This is a genomic window from Pseudomonas sp. E1MeOHC2 (genome assembly GCF_058745025.1).
The window spans coordinates 2,386,174-2,404,282 of sequence record NZ_CP196675.1 but is presented as its reverse complement, the minus strand read 5'-3'; the positions used below and the strand labels follow the sequence as shown (position 1 = coordinate 2,404,282).

The window sequence follows — 18,109 nt, the reverse complement described above, 5'->3', positions numbered from 1 at the left end:
AAAGCGATCACAACTTGTTCAGTGGAATCTTCAGGTAGCTCACGCCATTGGCCTCGGGCTTCGGAAAGTGGCCGCTGCGCATGTTGACCTGCACCGATGGCAGGATCAGCACTGGCATGTCGAGGGTCTTGTCGCGGGCTTCGCGCATGGCCACGAAGCTGTCTTCGTCGATGCCGTGGTGGATGTGAATATTGCTGCTGCGCTGCTCGGCCACGGTCGTGACGTACTGCATGTCGCGCCCGCCCGGCAGGTAGTCGTGGCACATGAACAACCGGGTCTGGTCGGGGTAGGCCAGCAGGCGGCGGATCGAGCGGTACAGGGTACGCGCGTCAGCACCGGGGAAGTCGCAGCGGGCCGTGCCGTAGTCAGGCATGAACAGCGTGTCACCGACGAACACCGCCGTTTCACCGCCATCCACCACCACATAGCTCATGCATGCCGGTGTGTGCCCCGGCGTGTGCAAGGCACGGGCATGCAGGTTGCCGATGCGAAAACCTTCTTCGTCCTCAAGCAGGGCATCGAACTGGCTACCATCTCGGGCAAAGCCGGGTTCGGCATTGAACAGCGCGCCGAAGACTTTTTGTACCTGAGTGATGTGCGCTCCGATGGCTGTGTGGCCGCCGAGCTTTTGCTTGAGGTAGGCCGCTGCCGAAAGGTGATCTGCGTGAACATGGGTTTCCAGAATCCACTGCACCTGCGCACCCAGCGCCTCCACCCTGGCGATCAACCGGTCTGCCGAGGCGGTGCAGGTACGCCCTGACTTGGGGTCGTAATCGAGGACGCTGTCGATCAACGCGCACTTGCGCGTCTCGCCGTCCATGAGCAGGTAGCTGATGGTCGAGGTCGCCTCATCGAAGAAGGCTTCCACGTGAAGGTTGTTACCGATGATCATCACGTTCTCCAAAGTTTCCTCCACCCCTAGTAGAGGCGTAGGCAGTGACCGGAGGTTTATCAAGATGCATGCCAGGGTTTTTCACAGGTCTTGGCCAATGAATGCGGGCCTGACTGGCGCTTGCCCGGCAACATGGCAGTGACACTGGCAGTCGACTGTCAGCCAATGGCAGTGTTTGGCAGTCCTTGCTACCCTGCGCCGGGTTATCACATCGGTGCCCTCATGCCTCAAGCCCATCCCATCATCCTAGCGCTGGTTTCCTACCTCGAACACGATGCGCTGCCTACCATCGTGCTGGATACCGACTACAACATCCTCGCCGCCAACGCGGCCTATCGCCGTCAGTTCGGCCGAGACGACCAAGCGCCGCTGGGTGAAAAGTGCCACAAGGTCTCGCACCACTATGCCGTGCCTTGCGACCAGGCCGGTGAGCATTGCCCGATGCGCAAGGCATGGGACAGCAAGGTTCCGGAGCGTGTGCTGCACATTCATCACACGCCACGAGGCCCTGAGCATGTAGATGTCGAACTGCGGCCGATCCTGGATGAGCAGGGCAGGGTGGTGGCCTTCGTCGAGCGCCTCACCACGATCACACTCGCCTCGGCGCAGCCTCAGGAGCAAGGGTTGGTAGGGCGGGCGCCAGCATTCAAGACGGCACTGGCCAGCCTGCAGCGCGCGGCGCCCGCGCAGATCCCGGTTTTACTTCAAGGCGAATCGGGTACCGGTAAAGAGCTGTTCGCCCGCGCCATCCACATGGGCAGCCCGCGCGCCAACGGGCCGCTGGTGGTGGTCGACTGCACCGGCCTGACCGAGTCGCTGTTCGAGAGCGAGTTGTTCGGCTACGAAAAGGGCGCGTTCACCGGCGCCAACCAGCGCAAGATCGGCCTGGCCGAAGCGGCGCATGGCGGCACGCTGTTCCTCGACGAAATCGGTGAAGTGCCGATGGCGATGCAGGTCAAACTGCTGCGCCTGATCGAGTCTGGCAGCTTCCGGCCAGTGGGCAGCCTGCGCACCGTGCACTCGGATTTCCGTTTGGTTTCGGCCACACACAAGCCGCTCAAGAAAATGGTTGCCGAGGGGACGTTCCGAGAGGATCTGTATTACCGCATCAGCGGTTTTCCTATCCGGCTGCCCGCACTGCGTGAGCGTGTGGACGATCTGCCGTTGCTCGTCGAAAGCCTCCTTCAGCGCATGGGGGGCAAGCCAACGCCACGCTTGACCGATGAGGCACTGCAACAGCTTGGCTTGCATCCGTTCCCAGGCAATATCCGCGAGTTGCGTAACATCCTGGAAAGGGCTCGGCTGTTTGCCGATGACGGGCTGATCCGTCCCGAACACCTACCAGAAGACATCGGCCCGCCGACCTCACCCGGCTTGGCCAGGGGCCGAAGCCATAGCGCCCTGGGTGAGCTGGCGCAGGCGCTGGAGCAGTTTCAGGGGCCACGCAGTGAACTGGCGCGCCACCTGGGCATGAGTGAGCGCACCCTCTATCGACGCTTGAAGGCACTGGGCTTGGGTTCTGAATGAGCCTCACCTTATCTCGGGCTGGCAAAACCGCTGGCTCAATTTTCAGCGGCTACTGAGGACGCCGATTCGCACACACAAAAAAGCCCGCTTTCGCGGGCTTTTCCATGGCGGTCAATCTACACCGGATCAGAAGTCCAGGTTCGATACCGACAGCGCGTTGCTTTCGATGAACTCGCGGCGAGGTTCCACCGCGTCACCCATCAGGGTGTTGAAGATCTGATCGGCAGCGATCGCGTCTTCGATGGTGACCTTGAGCATGCGGCGCACGGTCGGGTCCATGGTGGTTTCCCACAGCTGGTCCGGGTTCATCTCACCCAGCCCTTTGTATCGCTGGATGGTATGGCGCTTGGTGCTTTCGTTCATCAGCCAGTCCAAGCCTTCCTTGAACTCGACGATCGCCTTGCGACGCTCGCCACGCTGCACATAGGCACCTTCGCCCAGCAGGCTGGACAGCTTGGAACCGATGTTGACCACGGTGCGGTAGTCGTTGCTGCCGAAGAAATCGCGGTTGAACGTCACGTAGCTGGCCAGGCCGTGCGAGGTGATTTCCACTTCCGGCAGCCAGACATTGCGCTCTTTGTCTTCGCGAAGGCTGGCTTGATAAGCCAGGCCCGACTTCTGGCTGTTGCTCAGACGTTCCTGGAACTTGGCCAGCCACGCCTGCATCACAGCGTGGTCGCCCAGTTGTTCCAGGGTGACTTCCGGCAGGTAGATGAAGTGCTCGGTCAGCTCCTGTGGGTACAGGCGCGACAAACGCTTGAGGGTCTTCATCACGCCACGGAACTCGTTCACCAGGTTTTCCAGCTGTACACCGGAAACCGCTGGCGCCGACTCGTCCAGGTGTAGGCTGGCATCTTCCAGGGCCGATTGGGTCATGTATTCTTCCATGGCCTCGTCGTCCTTGATGTACTGCTCCTGCTTGCCTTTCTTCACCTTGTACAGCGGTGGCTGGGCAATGTAGATGTAGCCACGCTCGACCAGCTCTGGCAGCTGACGGAAGAAGAAGGTCAGCAGCAGGGTACGGATGTGCGAACCGTCAACGTCAGCATCGGTCATGATGATGATGTTGTGATAACGCAGCTTGTCGATGTTGTACTCTTCGCGACCGATACCGCAGCCCAGCGCGGTGATCAGCGTGCCGACCTCCTGGGACGAAATCATCTTGTCGAAGCGAGCCTTCTCGACGTTGAGGATCTTGCCCTTCAGCGGCAGGATCGCCTGGGTGCGACGGTTACGACCTTGCTTGGCCGAGCCACCTGCGGAGTCACCCTCCACCAGGTACAGTTCGGAAAGGGCAGGGTCCTTCTCCTGACAGTCGGCCAACTTGCCTGGCAAGCCAGCGATGTCCAGTGCACCTTTACGGCGAGTCATCTCACGCGCTTTACGCGCGGCTTCACGCGCACGGGCAGCGTCGATCATCTTGCCGACAACGGCTTTGGCTTCGTTCGGGTTCTCCAGCAGGAAGTCCGAGAAGTACTTGTTCATCTCCTGTTCCACGGCGGTTTTCACTTCCGAGGAAACCAGCTTGTCCTTGGTCTGGGAGCTGAACTTGGGGTCGGGGACTTTGACCGAGATGATCGCGGTCAGGCCTTCACGGGCGTCGTCGCCCGTGGTCGCGACCTTGTTCTTCTTGGCCAGGCCTTCCTGCTCGATGTAGCTGTTCAGGCTACGGGTCAGCGAAGAGCGGAAGCCTACCAGGTGAGTGCCGCCATCGCGCTGCGGAATGTTGTTGGTGAAGCACAGCAAGTTCTCGTTGAAGCTGTCGTTCCACTGCAGAGCGACTTCAACGCCCACACCATCATCACGCTGGACGTTGAAGTGGAACACCTGGTTGTTCACGGGGGTCTTGTTGGTGTTCAGGTACTCGACGAAAGCCCGCAGGCCGCCTTCGTACTTGAAGAACTCTTCCTTACCGCTGCGTTCATCCTTGAGCAGAATGCCGACGCCCGAGTTAAGGAACGACAGCTCACGGATCCGCTTGGCCAGGATGTCCCAGCTGAAGTGGATGTTCTTGAACGTTTCAGCCGAAGGCTTGAAGTGGATGTGGGTACCCGTCGTTTCGCTGTCACCTACAATCGCCATCGGCGCTTGAGGGACACCATGAACGTAGGTCTGCTCCCAGATCTTGCCGCTACGACGTACTGTCAGCACCAGCTTTTCGGACAGGGCGTTCACCACGGAAACACCAACACCGTGCAGGCCGCCGGATACTTTGTACGAGTTGTCGTCGAACTTACCGCCGGCGTGCAGCACGGTCATGATGACCTCGGCTGCGGATACGCCTTCTTCTTTGTGCACGTCAACCGGAATGCCGCGACCGTTGTCGCGCACGCTGATGGATTCATCCGTGTGGATGATGACGGTGATGTCATCGCAATGACCGGCGAGGGCTTCGTCGATCGAGTTGTCGACCACTTCGAAGACCATGTGGTGCAGGCCGCTACCATCATCGGTGTCGCCAATGTACATGCCGGGACGCTTGCGTACGGCATCCAAACCTTTCAGCACTTTGATGCTGGAGGAGTCGTACGTTTGATTTTCGCTCATGCCTTCACTCCCGATGGTCGTGGGTCTGGGTGATACGGCCCTGTTCCACGTGGAACAAAGCAACTGGCGTTTCCGTCTGCCAGCCTTCCCTCAGTAATTCGTGATCTACACAGGTGATGAACACCTGGCAGCGTAATTCTTCTAGCAAGCGGCACAATGCGCGGCGGTGTTGCTCGTCCAGTTCTGACGGCAAGTCATCCACGAGATAAATACAGTGACCGCGGCGAGCCTGACTGACGAGGTGCCCTTGGGCAATGCGTAGCGCGCACACCACAAGTTTCTGCTGCCCTCGCGACAGAATGTCGGCTGCATTATTGGCAGCCAATCGAAGACGCAGATCAGCACGCTGCGGACCGGCCTGGGTATGTCCCATCTGCTGATCGCGAAGAAGAGAGGAGGCGAGTACTTCGTTGAGTTCCCGGTCCTTGTCCCAGCCTCGGTAATAGCTCAGGGTCAACCCGTCAAGCTCGACCAGTTCGCTCAGGGTTCGCTCGAAGACGGGCTTCAAGGCCTTGATGTAGTTGCGACGGTATTCATCTATTTCCGCGCTGGCCAGGCACAATTCCCGGTCCCAGGCGGCTTGCGAAGCTGGGTCAAGTGTACCATGCCGCAACCACGAGTTCCGCTGCCGGAGCGCCTTCTGCAGACGTTGCCAAGCAGGCAGGAATCGAGGTTCCACGTGGAACACTCCCCAATCCAGGAACTGGCGGCGAATTTTCGGAGCGCCTTCCAGCAGCCGGAAACTGTCCGGGTTGATCAGTTGCAGCGGTAACAGTTCGGCCAACTGCGCAGCACTTTTGGCATTCTGCCCGTCAATACGGATGGTGAAATCACCATGCCGTTCACGGGATACCCCAAGGTTGCTGGTGCCTCCCGACGTCAACTCAACCTCGCCGAACACCGTGCAAGCCGGCTGCTCGTACTGAATAACCGGGTTCAGTCGTGTACTGCGGAACGAACGCGCCAAACCAAGCAAATGCACAGCTTCGAGCACGCTGGTTTTGCCGCTGCCGTTATCACCGTAGAGGATGTTGATGCGGGGAGAAGGTGAGAGGGTCACCGGGTGCAGGTTGCGCACCGCGGTGACCATGATACGTCGAAGGGACATTCGGCCTGCTACAGGTTACAGACGCATAGGCATGACAACGTAGGAAGAGTCATCATTGCCAGCCTCCTGCAGCAGCGCACTGCTGTTGGAGTCGGACAGAATCAGACGCACCTGCTCGGTCGTCATGACGCCCAGCACATCCAGCAGATAGCTGACGTTGAAGCCGATTTCCAGCGCACTGCCGTTGTAGTCGACGCTGATTTCTTCCTCAGCTTCTTCCTGTTCCGGGTTATTGGCCTGGATCTTCAATTGGCCGGCGGCCAGTTGCAGGCGAATACCGCGGTACTTTTCGTTGGACAGAATCGCGGTACGGCTGAATGCCTCACGCAGTGCCTGACGATCACCCACCACCAGTTTGTCGCCACCTTTGGGCAACACACGCTCGTAATCCGGGAACTTGCCATCCACCAGTTTAGAGGTGAAGGTAAATTCGCCAGTGGTCGCGCGGATATGGTGCTGCCCGAGGACGATGCTGACCATGCCCTCTGGGTCGGTCAGCAGGCGCGCCAGCTCCAGGATACCTTTGCGCGGCACGATCACTTGATGGCGATCATCCTGCTCGATTGGCGCGCTCATGGAGCACAGCGCCAAGCGGTGACCATCGGTAGACACTGCACGCAGGGTGTTACGCGACACCTCCAGCAGCATGCCGTTGAGGTAGTAGCGAACATCTTGCTGGGCCATGGCGAAGCTGGTGCGCTCGATCAGACGGCGCAGCTTGCTCTGTTCCAGGTTGCAGGTCAGCGAACCCGGGCCTTCTTCCACAGTCGGGAAGTCATTGGCGGGCAGGGTCGACAGGGTGAAGCGGCTGCGGCCGGCCTTGACCAACAGTTTTTGCTCGTCGACCTTGATATCGATCAGGACGTCGTTCGGCAGGCTTTTGCAGATGTCCATCAGCTTGCGAGCCGGGACAGTGATTTCGCCAGGCTCAGCTGGCTCTTCCAGTTGCACGCGGCCTACCAGTTCGACTTCCAGGTCGGTACCGGTCAACGACAGCTGCTGGCCTTGCACAACCAGCAATACGTTGGACAGGACCGGCAAGGTCTGACGGCGCTCGACGACACCGGCGACCAGTTGCAGGGGTTTCAACAGGGCTTCGCGTTGAATGGTGAAATGCATGGTCTAGTCCCTTGCCTTCAATTAGCTGCGCAGACGGCCATCAGGTCGTCAGCGTCCGCAGCAGGTTCTTGTAGTCCTCGCGGATGTCCGCGTCGGATTCCTTCAGTTCGTTGATTTTGCGGCAGGCGTGCAGCACGGTCGTGTGGTCGCGACCACCAAACATGTCGCCGATTTCCGGCAGACTGTGGTTGGTCAGCTCCTTCGACAGGGCCATGGCCACCTGGCGCGGGCGCGCGACAGAGCGCGAACGACGCTTGGACAACAGATCGGAGATCTTGATCTTGTAGTACTCGGCCACGGTGCGCTGGATGTTATCCACACTGACCAGCTTGTCCTGCAGCGCCAGCAAATCCTTGAGCGACTCACGAATCAGTTCGATGGTGATGTCGCGGCCCATGAAGTGCGAGTGGGCGATTACCCGCTTCAATGCACCTTCCAGTTCGCGGACGTTGGAACGGATGCGCTGGGCAATGAAGAAGGCTGCGTCATGCGGCAGCTCAACTTTGGCCTGGTCGGCCTTCTTCATCAGAATCGCTACACGGGTTTCCAGCTCTGGCGGTTCTACGGCAACGGTCAGGCCCCAGCCGAAGCGGGATTTCAGACGTTCTTCCAGGCCTTCGATTTCTTTCGGGTAACGGTCAGAGGTAAGGATCACCTGCTGGCCGCCCTCGAGCAGGGCGTTGAAGGTGTGGAAAAACTCCTCCTGCGAACGCTCCTTACGGGCGAAGAACTGGATGTCGTCGATCAGCAGCGCATCGACCGAGCGATAGAAGCGCTTGAACTCGTTGATGGCATTGAGCTGCAGCGCCTTGACCATGTCGGCGACGAAACGCTCCGAATGCAGGTAGACCACCTTGGCATTCGGGTTTTTCTTCAGCAGATGGTTACCCACAGCATGCATCAAGTGGGTTTTACCCAGGCCAACACCGCCATAAAGGAAGAGCGGGTTATAGCCATGCTTGGGGTTATCGGCGACCTGCCAGGCAGCAGCACGCGCCAGCTGGTTCGACTTACCTTCGACGAAAGTGTCGAAGGTGAACGTGCGGTTCAGGTAACTGGTGTGCTTGAGCGCACCTTCGACCTGAACGGTGCGTTGCTCGGTGCGGGTACTGGTAGCCGGCACCGGCGCGGGCTCGGCCATGGCATCAAAGCTGTCGCGCGAAGACGGCTCGGCCACCTCGTTGATCAGCACCGTCTCTACAGGCGCAGCAGCGGGTTCCGCTGACACAGCAGCGGGGGCGGCTTTCTGTACCTGGGTGTGCGCCAGCGAAGCTGCCACGGCGGCACTGACAGGCGCATTGGGAGCGGCGCGCGGAGCCGAACTGCGACGGCTGCCTATTAATAAGGAAAGGGCAGGTGCGATGCCGCTGCCATTTTCACCCAACAGCTCGAGCAGACGACCCAGGTACTTTTCATTGACCCAATCGAGAACGAAACGGTTAGGCGCATAGACGCGCAACTCGTCGCCTTCGGCTTCGACCTGTAGCGGACGGATCCAAGTGTTGAATTGCTGGGCAGGCAGTTCATCGCGCAGAAGCTCCACGCACTGCTGCCAAAGTTCCACTGACACGGATATCCCCTGAGTTTGAAAGCCGGATGAGGCAAAAGCAAACCGCCATTGTACCGGTCGAGCGGTCAGTTATCCACATGTGGATACGTTCGGATCCGTGACAAAACAGCCATTTATCGACCAAAACGTCTTCATCACGCTGTGCATAAGCCCTGTGGATAACCGCACCTGAGGGCTATGCACAACCCTGGGTTGAGATCTGTTGATAACTCACCTGTGGATAATGAGCATTTTAATCCACAGATTCTGCGCAGGCGGAGCACAAGCGCAGCACCGGATACCGACAGGGTTTCAAAACTCTGTACAGCATGAATTTACTGGCCTGCAGAGGTTTATCCACAGAAAGTTATCCACTTAAGATTTATAAGTTCTTTAAAAAAGCTTTTTAAATGTCTCTTCTTTTTTTTCATGTTATCCACGATCGCGTTTCCCGAACAGGTCGCGTCTGGGCAACCTTAGCGCGGGCAAATCCAGCACGCCTTCTATAAGGAATGATTGGTTGGAAATTGACCTATTGCCTTGCTTTCTCTAGAATCGCCGGTCTCTTAAAAAGGGGGCCATCCCGGCCGTCGTCGACAAACCCAGGTAACACGCCATGAAACGTACTTTCCAACCAAGCACCATCAAGCGCGCGCGCACTCACGGTTTCCGTGCCCGTATGGCTACCAAGAACGGCCGCGCTGTTCTGTCGCGTCGTCGTGCCAAAGGCCGTAAGCGTCTGGCCATTTGATTTTTCGGCACAGGTGGTGAGTCAGGACTTCAGTCGGGAAAAGCGACTGCTTACACCCCGACATTTCAAAGCGGTCTTCGACTCCCCAACCGGCAAGGTTCCAGGGAAAAACCTGCTGATCCTTGCTCGCGAGAACGGCCTCGATCATCCACGCCTTGGCCTGGTGATCGGCAAGAAGAGCGTCAAGCTCGCCGTTCAACGCAATCGCCTCAAGCGCTTGATGCGCGATTCCTTTCGTCTGAACCAGCAGATGCTCGCTGGCCTGGACATCGTGATCGTCGCGCGCAAGGGATTGGGTGAGGTAGAAAACCCGGAATTGCATCAACACTTTGGCAAGCTCTGGAAACGCCTGGCGCGCAGCCGGCCTTCTCCAGCGGTTAGCGCCGATTCCGCAGGGGTAGACAGCCAAGATGCGTAAACTGGCACTCGTTCCGATCCAGTTTTACCGTTATGCCATCAGTCCTCTGATGGCCAATCACTGTCGTTTCTTCCCCAGCTGCTCCTGTTACGCTTACGAAGCCATCGAAAACCATGGCTTATGGCGTGGTGGGTGGCTGGCCGTTCGTCGCCTGGGGCGTTGTCATCCGTGGAACGACGGCGGTTTCGACCCCGTTCCACCCGCTCCTTCCTCCCGAACTTCTTCGATAGCCGAGTAATCATGGATATTAAACGCACGATCCTGATCGCCGCGCTGGCAGTCGTGTCCTACGTCATGGTCCTGAAGTGGAACGATGACTACGGCCAAGCTGCCCTGCCGACTCAGAATACTGCTGCCAGCACTGTTGCTCCGGGCTTGCCCGATGGCGTGCCGGCCGGTAACAACGGTGCCAGCGCCGATGTACCGAGCGCCAACGCCGAATCGAGCCCTGCCGAACTGGCACCGGTCGCACTCAGCAAGGATCTGGTCCGGGTCAAGACCGATGTTCTGGAACTGGCTATCGACCCGGTTGGTGGTGACATCGTCCAGCTGAACCTGCCGAAGTACCCACGCCGTCAGGACCACCCGAACATTCCGTTCCAGCTGTTCGACAACGGTGGCGAGCGTGTGTACCTGGCCCAGAGCGGCCTGACCGGCGCCAACGGCCCGGACGCACGTTCCACGGGTCGTCCGCTGTACGCAGCCGAGCAGCGCAACTACCAGCTGGCCGATGGCCAGGAACAACTGGTGGTCGACCTGAAGTTCAGCGACAACGGTGTGAACTACATCAAGCGCTTCAGCTTGAAGCGTGGTGAGTACGACCTGACCGTCAGCTACCTGATCGACAACCAGAGCGCGCAGGCCTGGAGCGGCAACATGTTTGCCCAGCTCAAGCGTGACGCCAGTGGCGATCCGTCTTCGAGCACTGCCACCGGCACCGCTACTTACCTGGGCGCCGCCCTGTGGACAGCTGCCGAGCCGTACAAGAAAGTGTCGATGAAGGACATCGACAAAGGTAGTTTGAAAGAAAATGTGTCCGGCGGCTGGGTCGCCTGGCTGCAGCACTACTTCGTCACTGCCTGGATCCCTGCCAAGTCGGACAACAACGTTGTTCAAACCCGCAAGGACAGCCAAGGCAACTACATCATCGGTTACACCGGCCCTACCCTCAGCGTACCTGCTGGCGGCAAGGTCGAAACCAGCGCCATGCTGTACGCCGGTCCGAAGATCCAGTCCAAGCTCAAAGAGTTGTCCCCAGGCCTGGAACTGACCGTCGACTACGGCTTCCTGTGGTTCATTGCTCAGCCGATCTTCTGGCTGCTGCAACATATCCACAGCCTGCTGGGTAACTGGGGCTGGTCGATCATCGTGCTGACCATGCTGATCAAAGGCCTGTTCTTCCCGCTGTCGGCTGCCAGCTACCGCTCGATGGCGCGTATGCGTGCCGTGGCGCCGAAGCTCGCCGCGCTGAAGGAACGCTTCGGTGACGATCGCCAGAAGATGTCCCAGGCGATGATGGAGCTGTACAAGAAAGAGAAGATCAACCCGCTGGGTGGCTGCCTGCCGATCCTGGTTCAGATGCCGGTATTCCTGGCCCTGTACTGGGTACTGCTGGAAAGCGTCGAGATGCGCCAGGCCCCATGGATGCTGTGGATCACTGACCTGTCGATCAAGGATCCGTTCTTCATCCTGCCGATCATCATGGGCGCCACCATGTTCATTCAGCAGCGTCTGAACCCGACGCCGCCGGATCCGATGCAGGCCAAGGTCATGAAAATGATGCCAATCATCTTCACCTTCTTCTTCCTGTGGTTCCCGGCTGGTCTGGTGCTGTACTGGGTTGTGAACAACTGCCTGTCGATTTCGCAGCAGTGGTACATCACCCGCCGTATCGAAGCAGCGGCTAAAAAAGCTGCTGCTTGACGGGCTGCTAGTCTGTGAATAAAAACGCCCCCTAGTGGGGCGTTTTTGCTATCTGTCGTTTTTGTCGTAGAGGCTTTCGAGCATGAACACTGTGCGTGAGACCATCGCTGCCATCGCTACCGCCCAGGGCCGCGGAGGCGTGGGTATTGTCAGGTTGTCCGGCCCGTTAGCGGCCAAGGCTGGCCAGCTCATCACCGGCCGCACCCTGACGCCGCGCCACGCGCACTACGGCCCCTTCCGTGATGAGCAGGGCCTGGTCCTGGACGAAGGCATTGCGTTGTACTTCCCTGGGCCTAACTCGTTCACGGGCGAGGATGTGCTTGAGCTACAGGGGCATGGCGGGCCGGTGGTCCTGGACATGCTGCTGCAACGCTGTGTGCAACTGGGTTGCCGCCTGGCCCGTCCGGGTGAGTTCAGCGAGCGAGCATTCCTCAACGACAAGCTCGACCTGGCGCAAGCCGAGGCAATCGCCGACCTCATCGAGGCCAGCTCCAGCCAGGCTGCGCGTAATGCCCTACGCTCGCTGCAGGGGGAGTTTTCCAAGCGTGTGCACAGCCTCACCGAGGCGCTGATTGCTTTGCGCATCTATGTCGAGGCAGCGATCGACTTCCCGGAGGAGGAGATCGACTTCCTGGCCGATGGCCACGTGCTGTCGATGCTCGATGCGGTGCGCGGCGAGTTGTCCACAGTGCAACGCGAAGCCGGGCAGGGTGCATTGCTGCGTGACGGCATGACAGTGGTCATCGCCGGTCGTCCGAATGCGGGTAAATCCAGCCTGCTGAATCGCCTTGCCGGCCGCGAAGCCGCCATCGTCACCGACATCGCCGGCACCACCCGGGACATTCTGCGGGAACATATCCACATCGACGGCATGCCGTTGCACGTGGTCGACACTGCGGGCCTGCGCGATACCGATGACCATGTGGAAAAAATAGGCGTCGAGCGGGCGCTCAAGGCCATTGGCGAGGCCGATCGGGTGTTGCTGGTGGTCGACTCCACGGCACCTGAGGCCATTGACCCGTTTGCCCTCTGGCCGGAATTCCTCGATCAGCGGCCGGACCCGGGCAAAGTCACCCTGATCCGTAACAAGGCTGACCTCAGTGGTGAGGTCGTGGGCTTGGAACAGTGTGATGACGGCCATGTGACCATCACCCTCAGTGCCAAGGATGACGCCAGTGGGCTGCAGTTGCTGCGTGACCACCTCAAGGCCTGCATGGGTTATGAACAGACCGCCGAGAGCGGTTTCAGCGCCCGCAGGCGCCATCTGGATGCCCTGCGCCAAGCGAGCGATCACTTGGAGCATGGTCGGGCGCAGCTGACCCTGGCGGGCGCCGGAGAACTGCTGGCAGAGGACCTGCGCCAGGCTCAGCACGCCTTGGGAGAGATCACAGGGGCGTTCAGCTCGGATGACCTGCTGGGGCGGATCTTCTCCAGTTTCTGCATCGGTAAGTAATCCACAGGCCCTCAAAAGGCCACTCGCTATACCAGGCCGCTCCTCAGGGAGCGGCTTTTTTTGTCCGGCGATTAGCGAGGAGGGCCTGTGAATGCCAAAAGGGTCGTTGCAGACATGCTTTTTTTCATCCACAGGTGGAAAAAGCCCAGCCTGTACCCTGTGGAAAACCATCCATCAGCTCTCTTGATAACCCCCTCTTTTTCTTGAGGAAAAAACCGCCTGTGTATAAATAGGCATTTAATCCACAGGCTAAAGGGCGTTATCCAGAGCCCTTATGGCACTTGAATAACAGGGTTTAATTTCTCTGTACACAGCGCACAATAAGGGCTACAGAACCTTATCCACAGAAAGGTGTGTGCATAAGAATAAACATAAAAACAAAGCTTTATTAAATTTCTCTTCTTTGATTTTGTTGTCTGCCACTCATCCACAGCCTGATCAAATTTTGCGCAAGCGGTTCCTTTGCAAGGGGGTAAGTCCCTATACTTGTCCGCTTACCTTCTCTATTCGCAAAAACAGGCACGAGGTGCGTGGTGGATTTCCCTTCCCGTTTTGAAGTGATCGTCATCGGCGGCGGCCATGCCGGTACCGAGGCTGCGCTTGCGTCTGCACGCATGGGTGTCAAAACCCTGCTGTTGACCCATAACGTGGAAACCCTCGGTCACATGAGCTGCAACCCCGCGATTGGCGGTATTGGCAAAAGCCATCTGGTCAAAGAGATCGATGCGCTCGGCGGTGCCATGGCATTGGCCACCGACAAGAGCGGCATCCAGTTCCGCGTTTTGAACAACCGCAAAGGCCCGGCCGTACGCGCCACCCGAGCGCAAGCTGACCGCGCCATCTACAAGGCAGTGGTTCGCGAAATCCTGGAAAACCAGCCCAACCTGTGGATATTCCAGCAGTCCTGTGACGACCTGATCGTCGAGCAGGACCAGGTCAAAGGTGTGGTGACCCAGATGGGCCTGCGGTTCTTCGCCGAATCCGTGGTGCTGACTACTGGTACCTTCCTCGGTGGCCTTATCCACATTGGCCTGCAAAACCATTCCGGCGGTCGCGCCGGCGATCCACCTTCGATTGCCCTGGCGCACCGCATGCGTGAACTGCCGCTGCGCGTGGGCCGTTTGAAAACCGGGACCCCGCCGCGTATCGATGGCCGGTCGGTGGACTTCTCGGTCATGACCGAACAACCGGGCGACACTCCGATCCCGGTAATGTCGTTCATGGGCAATGCCCAGATGCATCCGCGCCAGGTGAGCTGCTGGATTACCCACACCAACGCCCGCACCCATGAAATCATCGCGTCGAACCTCGACCGTTCGCCGATGTACTCGGGTGTGATCGAAGGCGTAGGCCCGCGCTACTGCCCGTCGATCGAAGACAAGATCCACCGCTTCGCCGACAAGGAAAGCCACCAGGTGTTCATCGAGCCAGAAGGCCTGACCACCCATGAGCTATACCCCAACGGTATTTCGACTTCGCTGCCGTTCGACGTGCAGCTGGAGCTCGTGCGTTCGATCCGCGGCATGGAAAACGCACATATCGTGCGCCCAGGCTATGCCATCGAATACGACTACTTCGACCCGCGTGACCTGAAGTACAGCCTCGAGACCAAAGTCATCGGCGGCCTGTTCTTCGCTGGCCAGATCAACGGCACCACCGGTTACGAAGAGGCCGGTGCACAAGGCCTGTTGGCCGGTACCAACGCCGCACTGCGTGCGCAAGGCCGCGAAAGCTGGTGCCCGCGCCGCGACGAGGCGTACATCGGGGTACTGGTCGACGACCTGATCACCCTGGGTACCCAGGAGCCGTACCGCATGTTCACTTCGCGCGCCGAATACCGGCTGATCCTCCGTGAGGACAACGCCGATCTGCGTCTGACCGAGAAAGGCCGTGAGCTGGGTTTGATCGATGACGACCGCTGGGCCGCGTTCTGCGCCAAGCGCGACGGTATCGAACGTGAGGAACAGCGGCTGAAATCGACCTGGGTGCGCCCGAACACGCCCCAAGGCCAGGCCGTTGTGGATAAGTTCGGTACCCCCCTGAGCCATGAATACAGCCTGCTCAACCTGCTGGCGCGTCCAGAAATCGACTACGCCGGGTTGATCGAAGCGACAGGCGGTGAGGAAATCGATCCACAGGTAGCCGAGCAGGTCGAAATCAAGACCAAGTACGCCGGATACATCGACCGTCAACAGGATGAGATCGCTCGCCTGCGCGCCAGCGAAGACACCCGCCTGCCTGTGGATATCGACTACACCACGATTTCTGGCCTGTCCAAGGAAATCCAGGGCAAGCTCGGCCAGACCCGTCCCGAGACGCTGGGCCAGGCTTCGCGTATTCCTGGTGTGACACCGGCGGCCATTTCGCTGCTGCTGATTCATCTGAAAAAACGCGGCGCAGGCCGCGAATTGGAGCAAAGCGCTTGAGTTCCCAGGTCACCCCGCAACACGCCGAAGAATTATCCACAGGCGCGCGCCAGCTCGGCATCGAGCTGAGCGCGCAGCAGCACGAAATGCTGCTGGGCTACCTGGCCCTGTTGATCAAATGGAACAAGGCCTACAACCTCACTGCCGTGCGCGATCCGGACGAGATGGTTTCCCGGCATCTGCTCGACAGCCTCAGTGTCATGTCGTTTATCCACAGCGAGCGCGATAACTGGCTGGATGTCGGCAGTGGGGGTGGCATGCCGGGTATTCCCTTGGCTATCCTGCACCCACACAAGCAAGTGACGGTTCTGGACAGCAATGGCAAGAAGACCCGCTTCCTGACCCAGGTGAAACTGGAGCTCAAGCTGGACAACCTGCAGGTTATCCACAGCCGGGTCGAGGAATTCAAACCGGCGCAACCGTTCAGCGGAATCATCTCGCGTGCCTTCAGCAGCATGGAGAACTTCACCAACTGGACCCGCCATCTGGGCGACACCGGGACGCAATGGCTTGCAATGAAGGGGCTGCATCCTGCCGATGAACTGGTAGCATTGCCCGCAGACTTCACAGTGGAAAGCGAGCAGGCCCTGACCGTTCCAGGTTGCCAGGGCCAGCGCCATCTGCTGATACTGCGCCGCAAGGCATGACTGGGAACACGCGCATCAATGGCTAAGGTATTCGCAATCGCGAACCAGAAAGGTGGTGTGGGCAAGACCACCACCTGTATCAATCTCGCCGCTTCGCTGGCCGCGACCAAACGTCGTGTGCTGCTGATCGACCTCGATCCGCAAGGCAACGCCACCATGGGCAGCGGTGTCGACAAGCACGAGCTCGAGCACTCGGTATACGACTTGCTGATCGGGGAATGCGACCTGGCCCAGGCCATGCATTACTCCGAGCACGGTGGTTTCCAGCTGTTGCCGGCCAACCGTGACCTGACCGCCGCCGAAGTGGTGCTGCTGGAAATGCAGGTCAAGGAAAGCCGCCTTCGCAACGCCTTGGCGCCGATCCGCGAGAACTACGATTTCATTCTCATCGACTGTCCGCCATCGTTGTCGATGCTGACGCTCAACGCGTTGGTCGCCTCCGATGGGGTGATTATCCCGATGCAGTGCGAGTACTACGCACTGGAAGGTCTCAGCGACCTTGTGGATAACATCAAGCGCATCGCCGCCCGGTTGAATCCGGAGCTGAAAATCGAAGGCCTGTTGCGGACCATGTTCGACCCGCGCCTGAGCCTGAACAACGATGTTTCGGCCCAGCTCAAGGAACACTTCGGCGAGCAGCTGTACGACACGGTCATCCCGCGCAACATTCGCCTGGCCGAGGCCCCGAGCTTCGGCATGCCGGCCCTGGCCTACGACAAGCAATCGCGTGGCGCGCTGGCTTATCTGGCCCTGGCTGGGGAACTGGTGCGCCGTCAGCGCCGTCCATCCCGCACTGCACAAACAACTTAAGGAATCCGTATGGCCGTTAAGAAACGGGGTCTCGGACGTGGGTTGGATGCACTGCTCAGTGGTCCTTCCGTCAGCGCGCTCGAAGAGCAGGCTGTCAAGATCGACCAGAAGGAACTGCAACACCTGCCGGTCGAGCTGATTCAGCGTGGCAAGTACCAGCCGCGTCGCGACATGGACCCGGTGGCGCTGGAAGAGCTCGCGCACTCGATTCGCACCCATGGCGTGATGCAGCCCATCGTGGTGCGCCCAGTGGGCGACAACCGCTACGAGATCATCGCCGGTGAGCGCCGTTGGCGCGCCACCCAGCAGGCTGGCCTGGACACCGTCCCGGCCATGGTCCGCGAAGTGCCTGACGAAACGGCCATCGCCATGGCGCTGATCGAGAACATCCAGCGCGAAGACCTCAACCCCCTGGAAGAGGCCCTCGCCCTGCAGCGCCTGCAGCAGGAGTTCGAACTGACCCAGCAGCAGGTGGCGGATGCCGTGGGCAAGTCGCGGGTTACCGTGGCCAACCTGTTGCGCCTGATCACGCTGCCCGAAGCGATCAAGACCATGCTCGCCCATGGCGACCTGGAAATGGGTCATGCCCGTGCTTTGCTCGGCCTTGAAGAGAATCGTCAGGAGGAGGGGGCGCGTCATGTTGTCGCACGTGGCCTCACCGTGCGCCAAACCGAAGCACTGGTGCGTCAGTGGCTCAGCGACAAGCCTGATCCGGTCGAACCGAGCACACCTGATCCGGATATCGCACGCCTTGAACAGCGGCTCGCAGAGCGCCTGGGCTCGGCCGTGCAGATCCGTCATGGCAACAAGGGCAAAGGGCAGTTGGTTATTCGCTATAACTCGCTTGACGAGTTGCAAGGCGTCCTTGCTCACATCCGCTGAAACAATTCCTGTTGTAGCGCGCAGTCGGAAATCACTACCGAAGAGTTGAATAGGGGT

General features: G+C 59.3%; 15 protein-coding genes. 10 read left to right on the top strand and 5 right to left on the bottom strand.

Translation table 11 applies throughout. The features are described 5' to 3' along the window. Positions 1–7: 7 nt before the first annotated feature. Positions 8–892 (bottom strand): MBL fold metallo-hydrolase, encoded by an 885-nt coding sequence (locus tag ACSSU5_RS10755; RefSeq protein WP_492561132.1) that lies wholly within the window; start codon positions 890–892, stop codon positions 8–10. Positions 893–1,114: 222 nt separating this feature from the next. On the opposite strand from ACSSU5_RS10755, the gene ACSSU5_RS10750 reads away from it, so the two are divergent. Then, on the top strand, positions 1,115–2,419 hold the full coding sequence (locus tag ACSSU5_RS10750) for a sigma-54 interaction domain-containing protein (protein WP_492561131.1): 1,305 nt from the start codon (positions 1,115–1,117) through the stop codon (positions 2,417–2,419). 126 nt (positions 2,420–2,545) lie between these two features. On the opposite strand, the gene gyrB is transcribed toward ACSSU5_RS10750, so the two are convergent. The 4 genes from gyrB to dnaA are packed head-to-tail and all read right to left on the bottom strand — an operon-like array spanning position 2,546 to position 8,763. Then, a complete protein-coding gene (gyrB, locus tag ACSSU5_RS10745; protein ID WP_264310921.1) occupies positions 2,546–4,966 on the bottom strand; it encodes a DNA topoisomerase (ATP-hydrolyzing) subunit B in 2,421 nt (806 codons plus the stop codon). Positions 4,967–4,970: 4 nt separating this feature from the next. Further along, complete coding sequence (gene recF, locus ACSSU5_RS10740; RefSeq protein WP_264310922.1) at positions 4,971–6,074, bottom strand: DNA replication/repair protein RecF; 1,104 nt, start codon at positions 6,072–6,074, stop codon at positions 4,971–4,973. 15 nt (positions 6,075–6,089) lie between these two features. Next, complete coding sequence (gene dnaN, locus ACSSU5_RS10735) at positions 6,090–7,193, bottom strand: DNA polymerase III subunit beta (protein WP_027592068.1); 1,104 nt, start codon at positions 7,191–7,193, stop codon at positions 6,090–6,092. 40 nt (positions 7,194–7,233) lie between these two features. Beyond that, positions 7,234–8,763, bottom strand: coding sequence for a chromosomal replication initiator protein DnaA (dnaA, locus tag ACSSU5_RS10730; protein ID WP_264310923.1), 1,530 nt, complete (start codon positions 8,761–8,763; stop codon positions 7,234–7,236). A gap of 595 nt (positions 8,764–9,358) precedes the next feature. On the opposite strand from dnaA, the gene rpmH reads away from it, so the two are divergent. The 9 genes from rpmH (at position 9,359) to ACSSU5_RS10685 (ending at position 18,052) form a co-directional block, all read left to right on the top strand. Next, positions 9,359–9,493 (top strand): 50S ribosomal protein L34, encoded by a 135-nt coding sequence (gene rpmH / locus ACSSU5_RS10725; protein ID WP_003253163.1) that lies wholly within the window; start codon positions 9,359–9,361, stop codon positions 9,491–9,493. A gap of 13 nt (positions 9,494–9,506) precedes the next feature. Next, positions 9,507–9,911 (top strand): ribonuclease P protein component, encoded by a 405-nt coding sequence (rnpA, locus tag ACSSU5_RS10720; protein ID WP_264313996.1) that lies wholly within the window; start codon positions 9,507–9,509, stop codon positions 9,909–9,911. After that, positions 9,904–10,149: a membrane protein insertion efficiency factor YidD gene (yidD, locus tag ACSSU5_RS10715; protein WP_015268406.1), complete on the top strand. Its 246-nt coding sequence runs from the start codon at positions 9,904–9,906 to the stop codon at positions 10,147–10,149. The genes rnpA and yidD overlap by 8 nt, the downstream gene beginning before the upstream one ends. A 2-nt stretch (positions 10,150–10,151) precedes the next feature. After that, on the top strand, positions 10,152–11,834 hold the full coding sequence (gene yidC, locus ACSSU5_RS10710) for a membrane protein insertase YidC (RefSeq protein WP_264310924.1): 1,683 nt from the start codon (positions 10,152–10,154) through the stop codon (positions 11,832–11,834). An 82-nt stretch (positions 11,835–11,916) separates the two neighbouring features. Continuing rightward, positions 11,917–13,287: a tRNA uridine-5-carboxymethylaminomethyl(34) synthesis GTPase MnmE gene (gene mnmE, locus ACSSU5_RS10705; RefSeq protein ID WP_264310925.1), complete on the top strand. Its 1,371-nt coding sequence runs from the start codon at positions 11,917–11,919 to the stop codon at positions 13,285–13,287. A gap of 533 nt (positions 13,288–13,820) precedes the next feature. Continuing rightward, positions 13,821–15,713: a tRNA uridine-5-carboxymethylaminomethyl(34) synthesis enzyme MnmG gene (gene mnmG / locus ACSSU5_RS10700; RefSeq protein WP_264310926.1), complete on the top strand. Its 1,893-nt coding sequence runs from the start codon at positions 13,821–13,823 to the stop codon at positions 15,711–15,713. Further along, positions 15,710–16,360, top strand: coding sequence for a 16S rRNA (guanine(527)-N(7))-methyltransferase RsmG (gene rsmG, locus ACSSU5_RS10695; RefSeq protein ID WP_264310927.1), 651 nt, complete (start codon positions 15,710–15,712; stop codon positions 16,358–16,360). The genes mnmG and rsmG overlap by 4 nt, the downstream gene beginning before the upstream one ends. Positions 16,361–16,378: 18 nt before the next feature. Continuing rightward, complete coding sequence (locus tag ACSSU5_RS10690) at positions 16,379–17,170, top strand: ParA family protein (RefSeq protein ID WP_027592075.1); 792 nt, start codon at positions 16,379–16,381, stop codon at positions 17,168–17,170. A 9-nt stretch (positions 17,171–17,179) separates the two neighbouring features. After that, positions 17,180–18,052: a ParB/RepB/Spo0J family partition protein gene (locus tag ACSSU5_RS10685; RefSeq protein WP_264310928.1), complete on the top strand. Its 873-nt coding sequence runs from the start codon at positions 17,180–17,182 to the stop codon at positions 18,050–18,052. Positions 18,053–18,109: the final 57 nt, after the last annotated feature.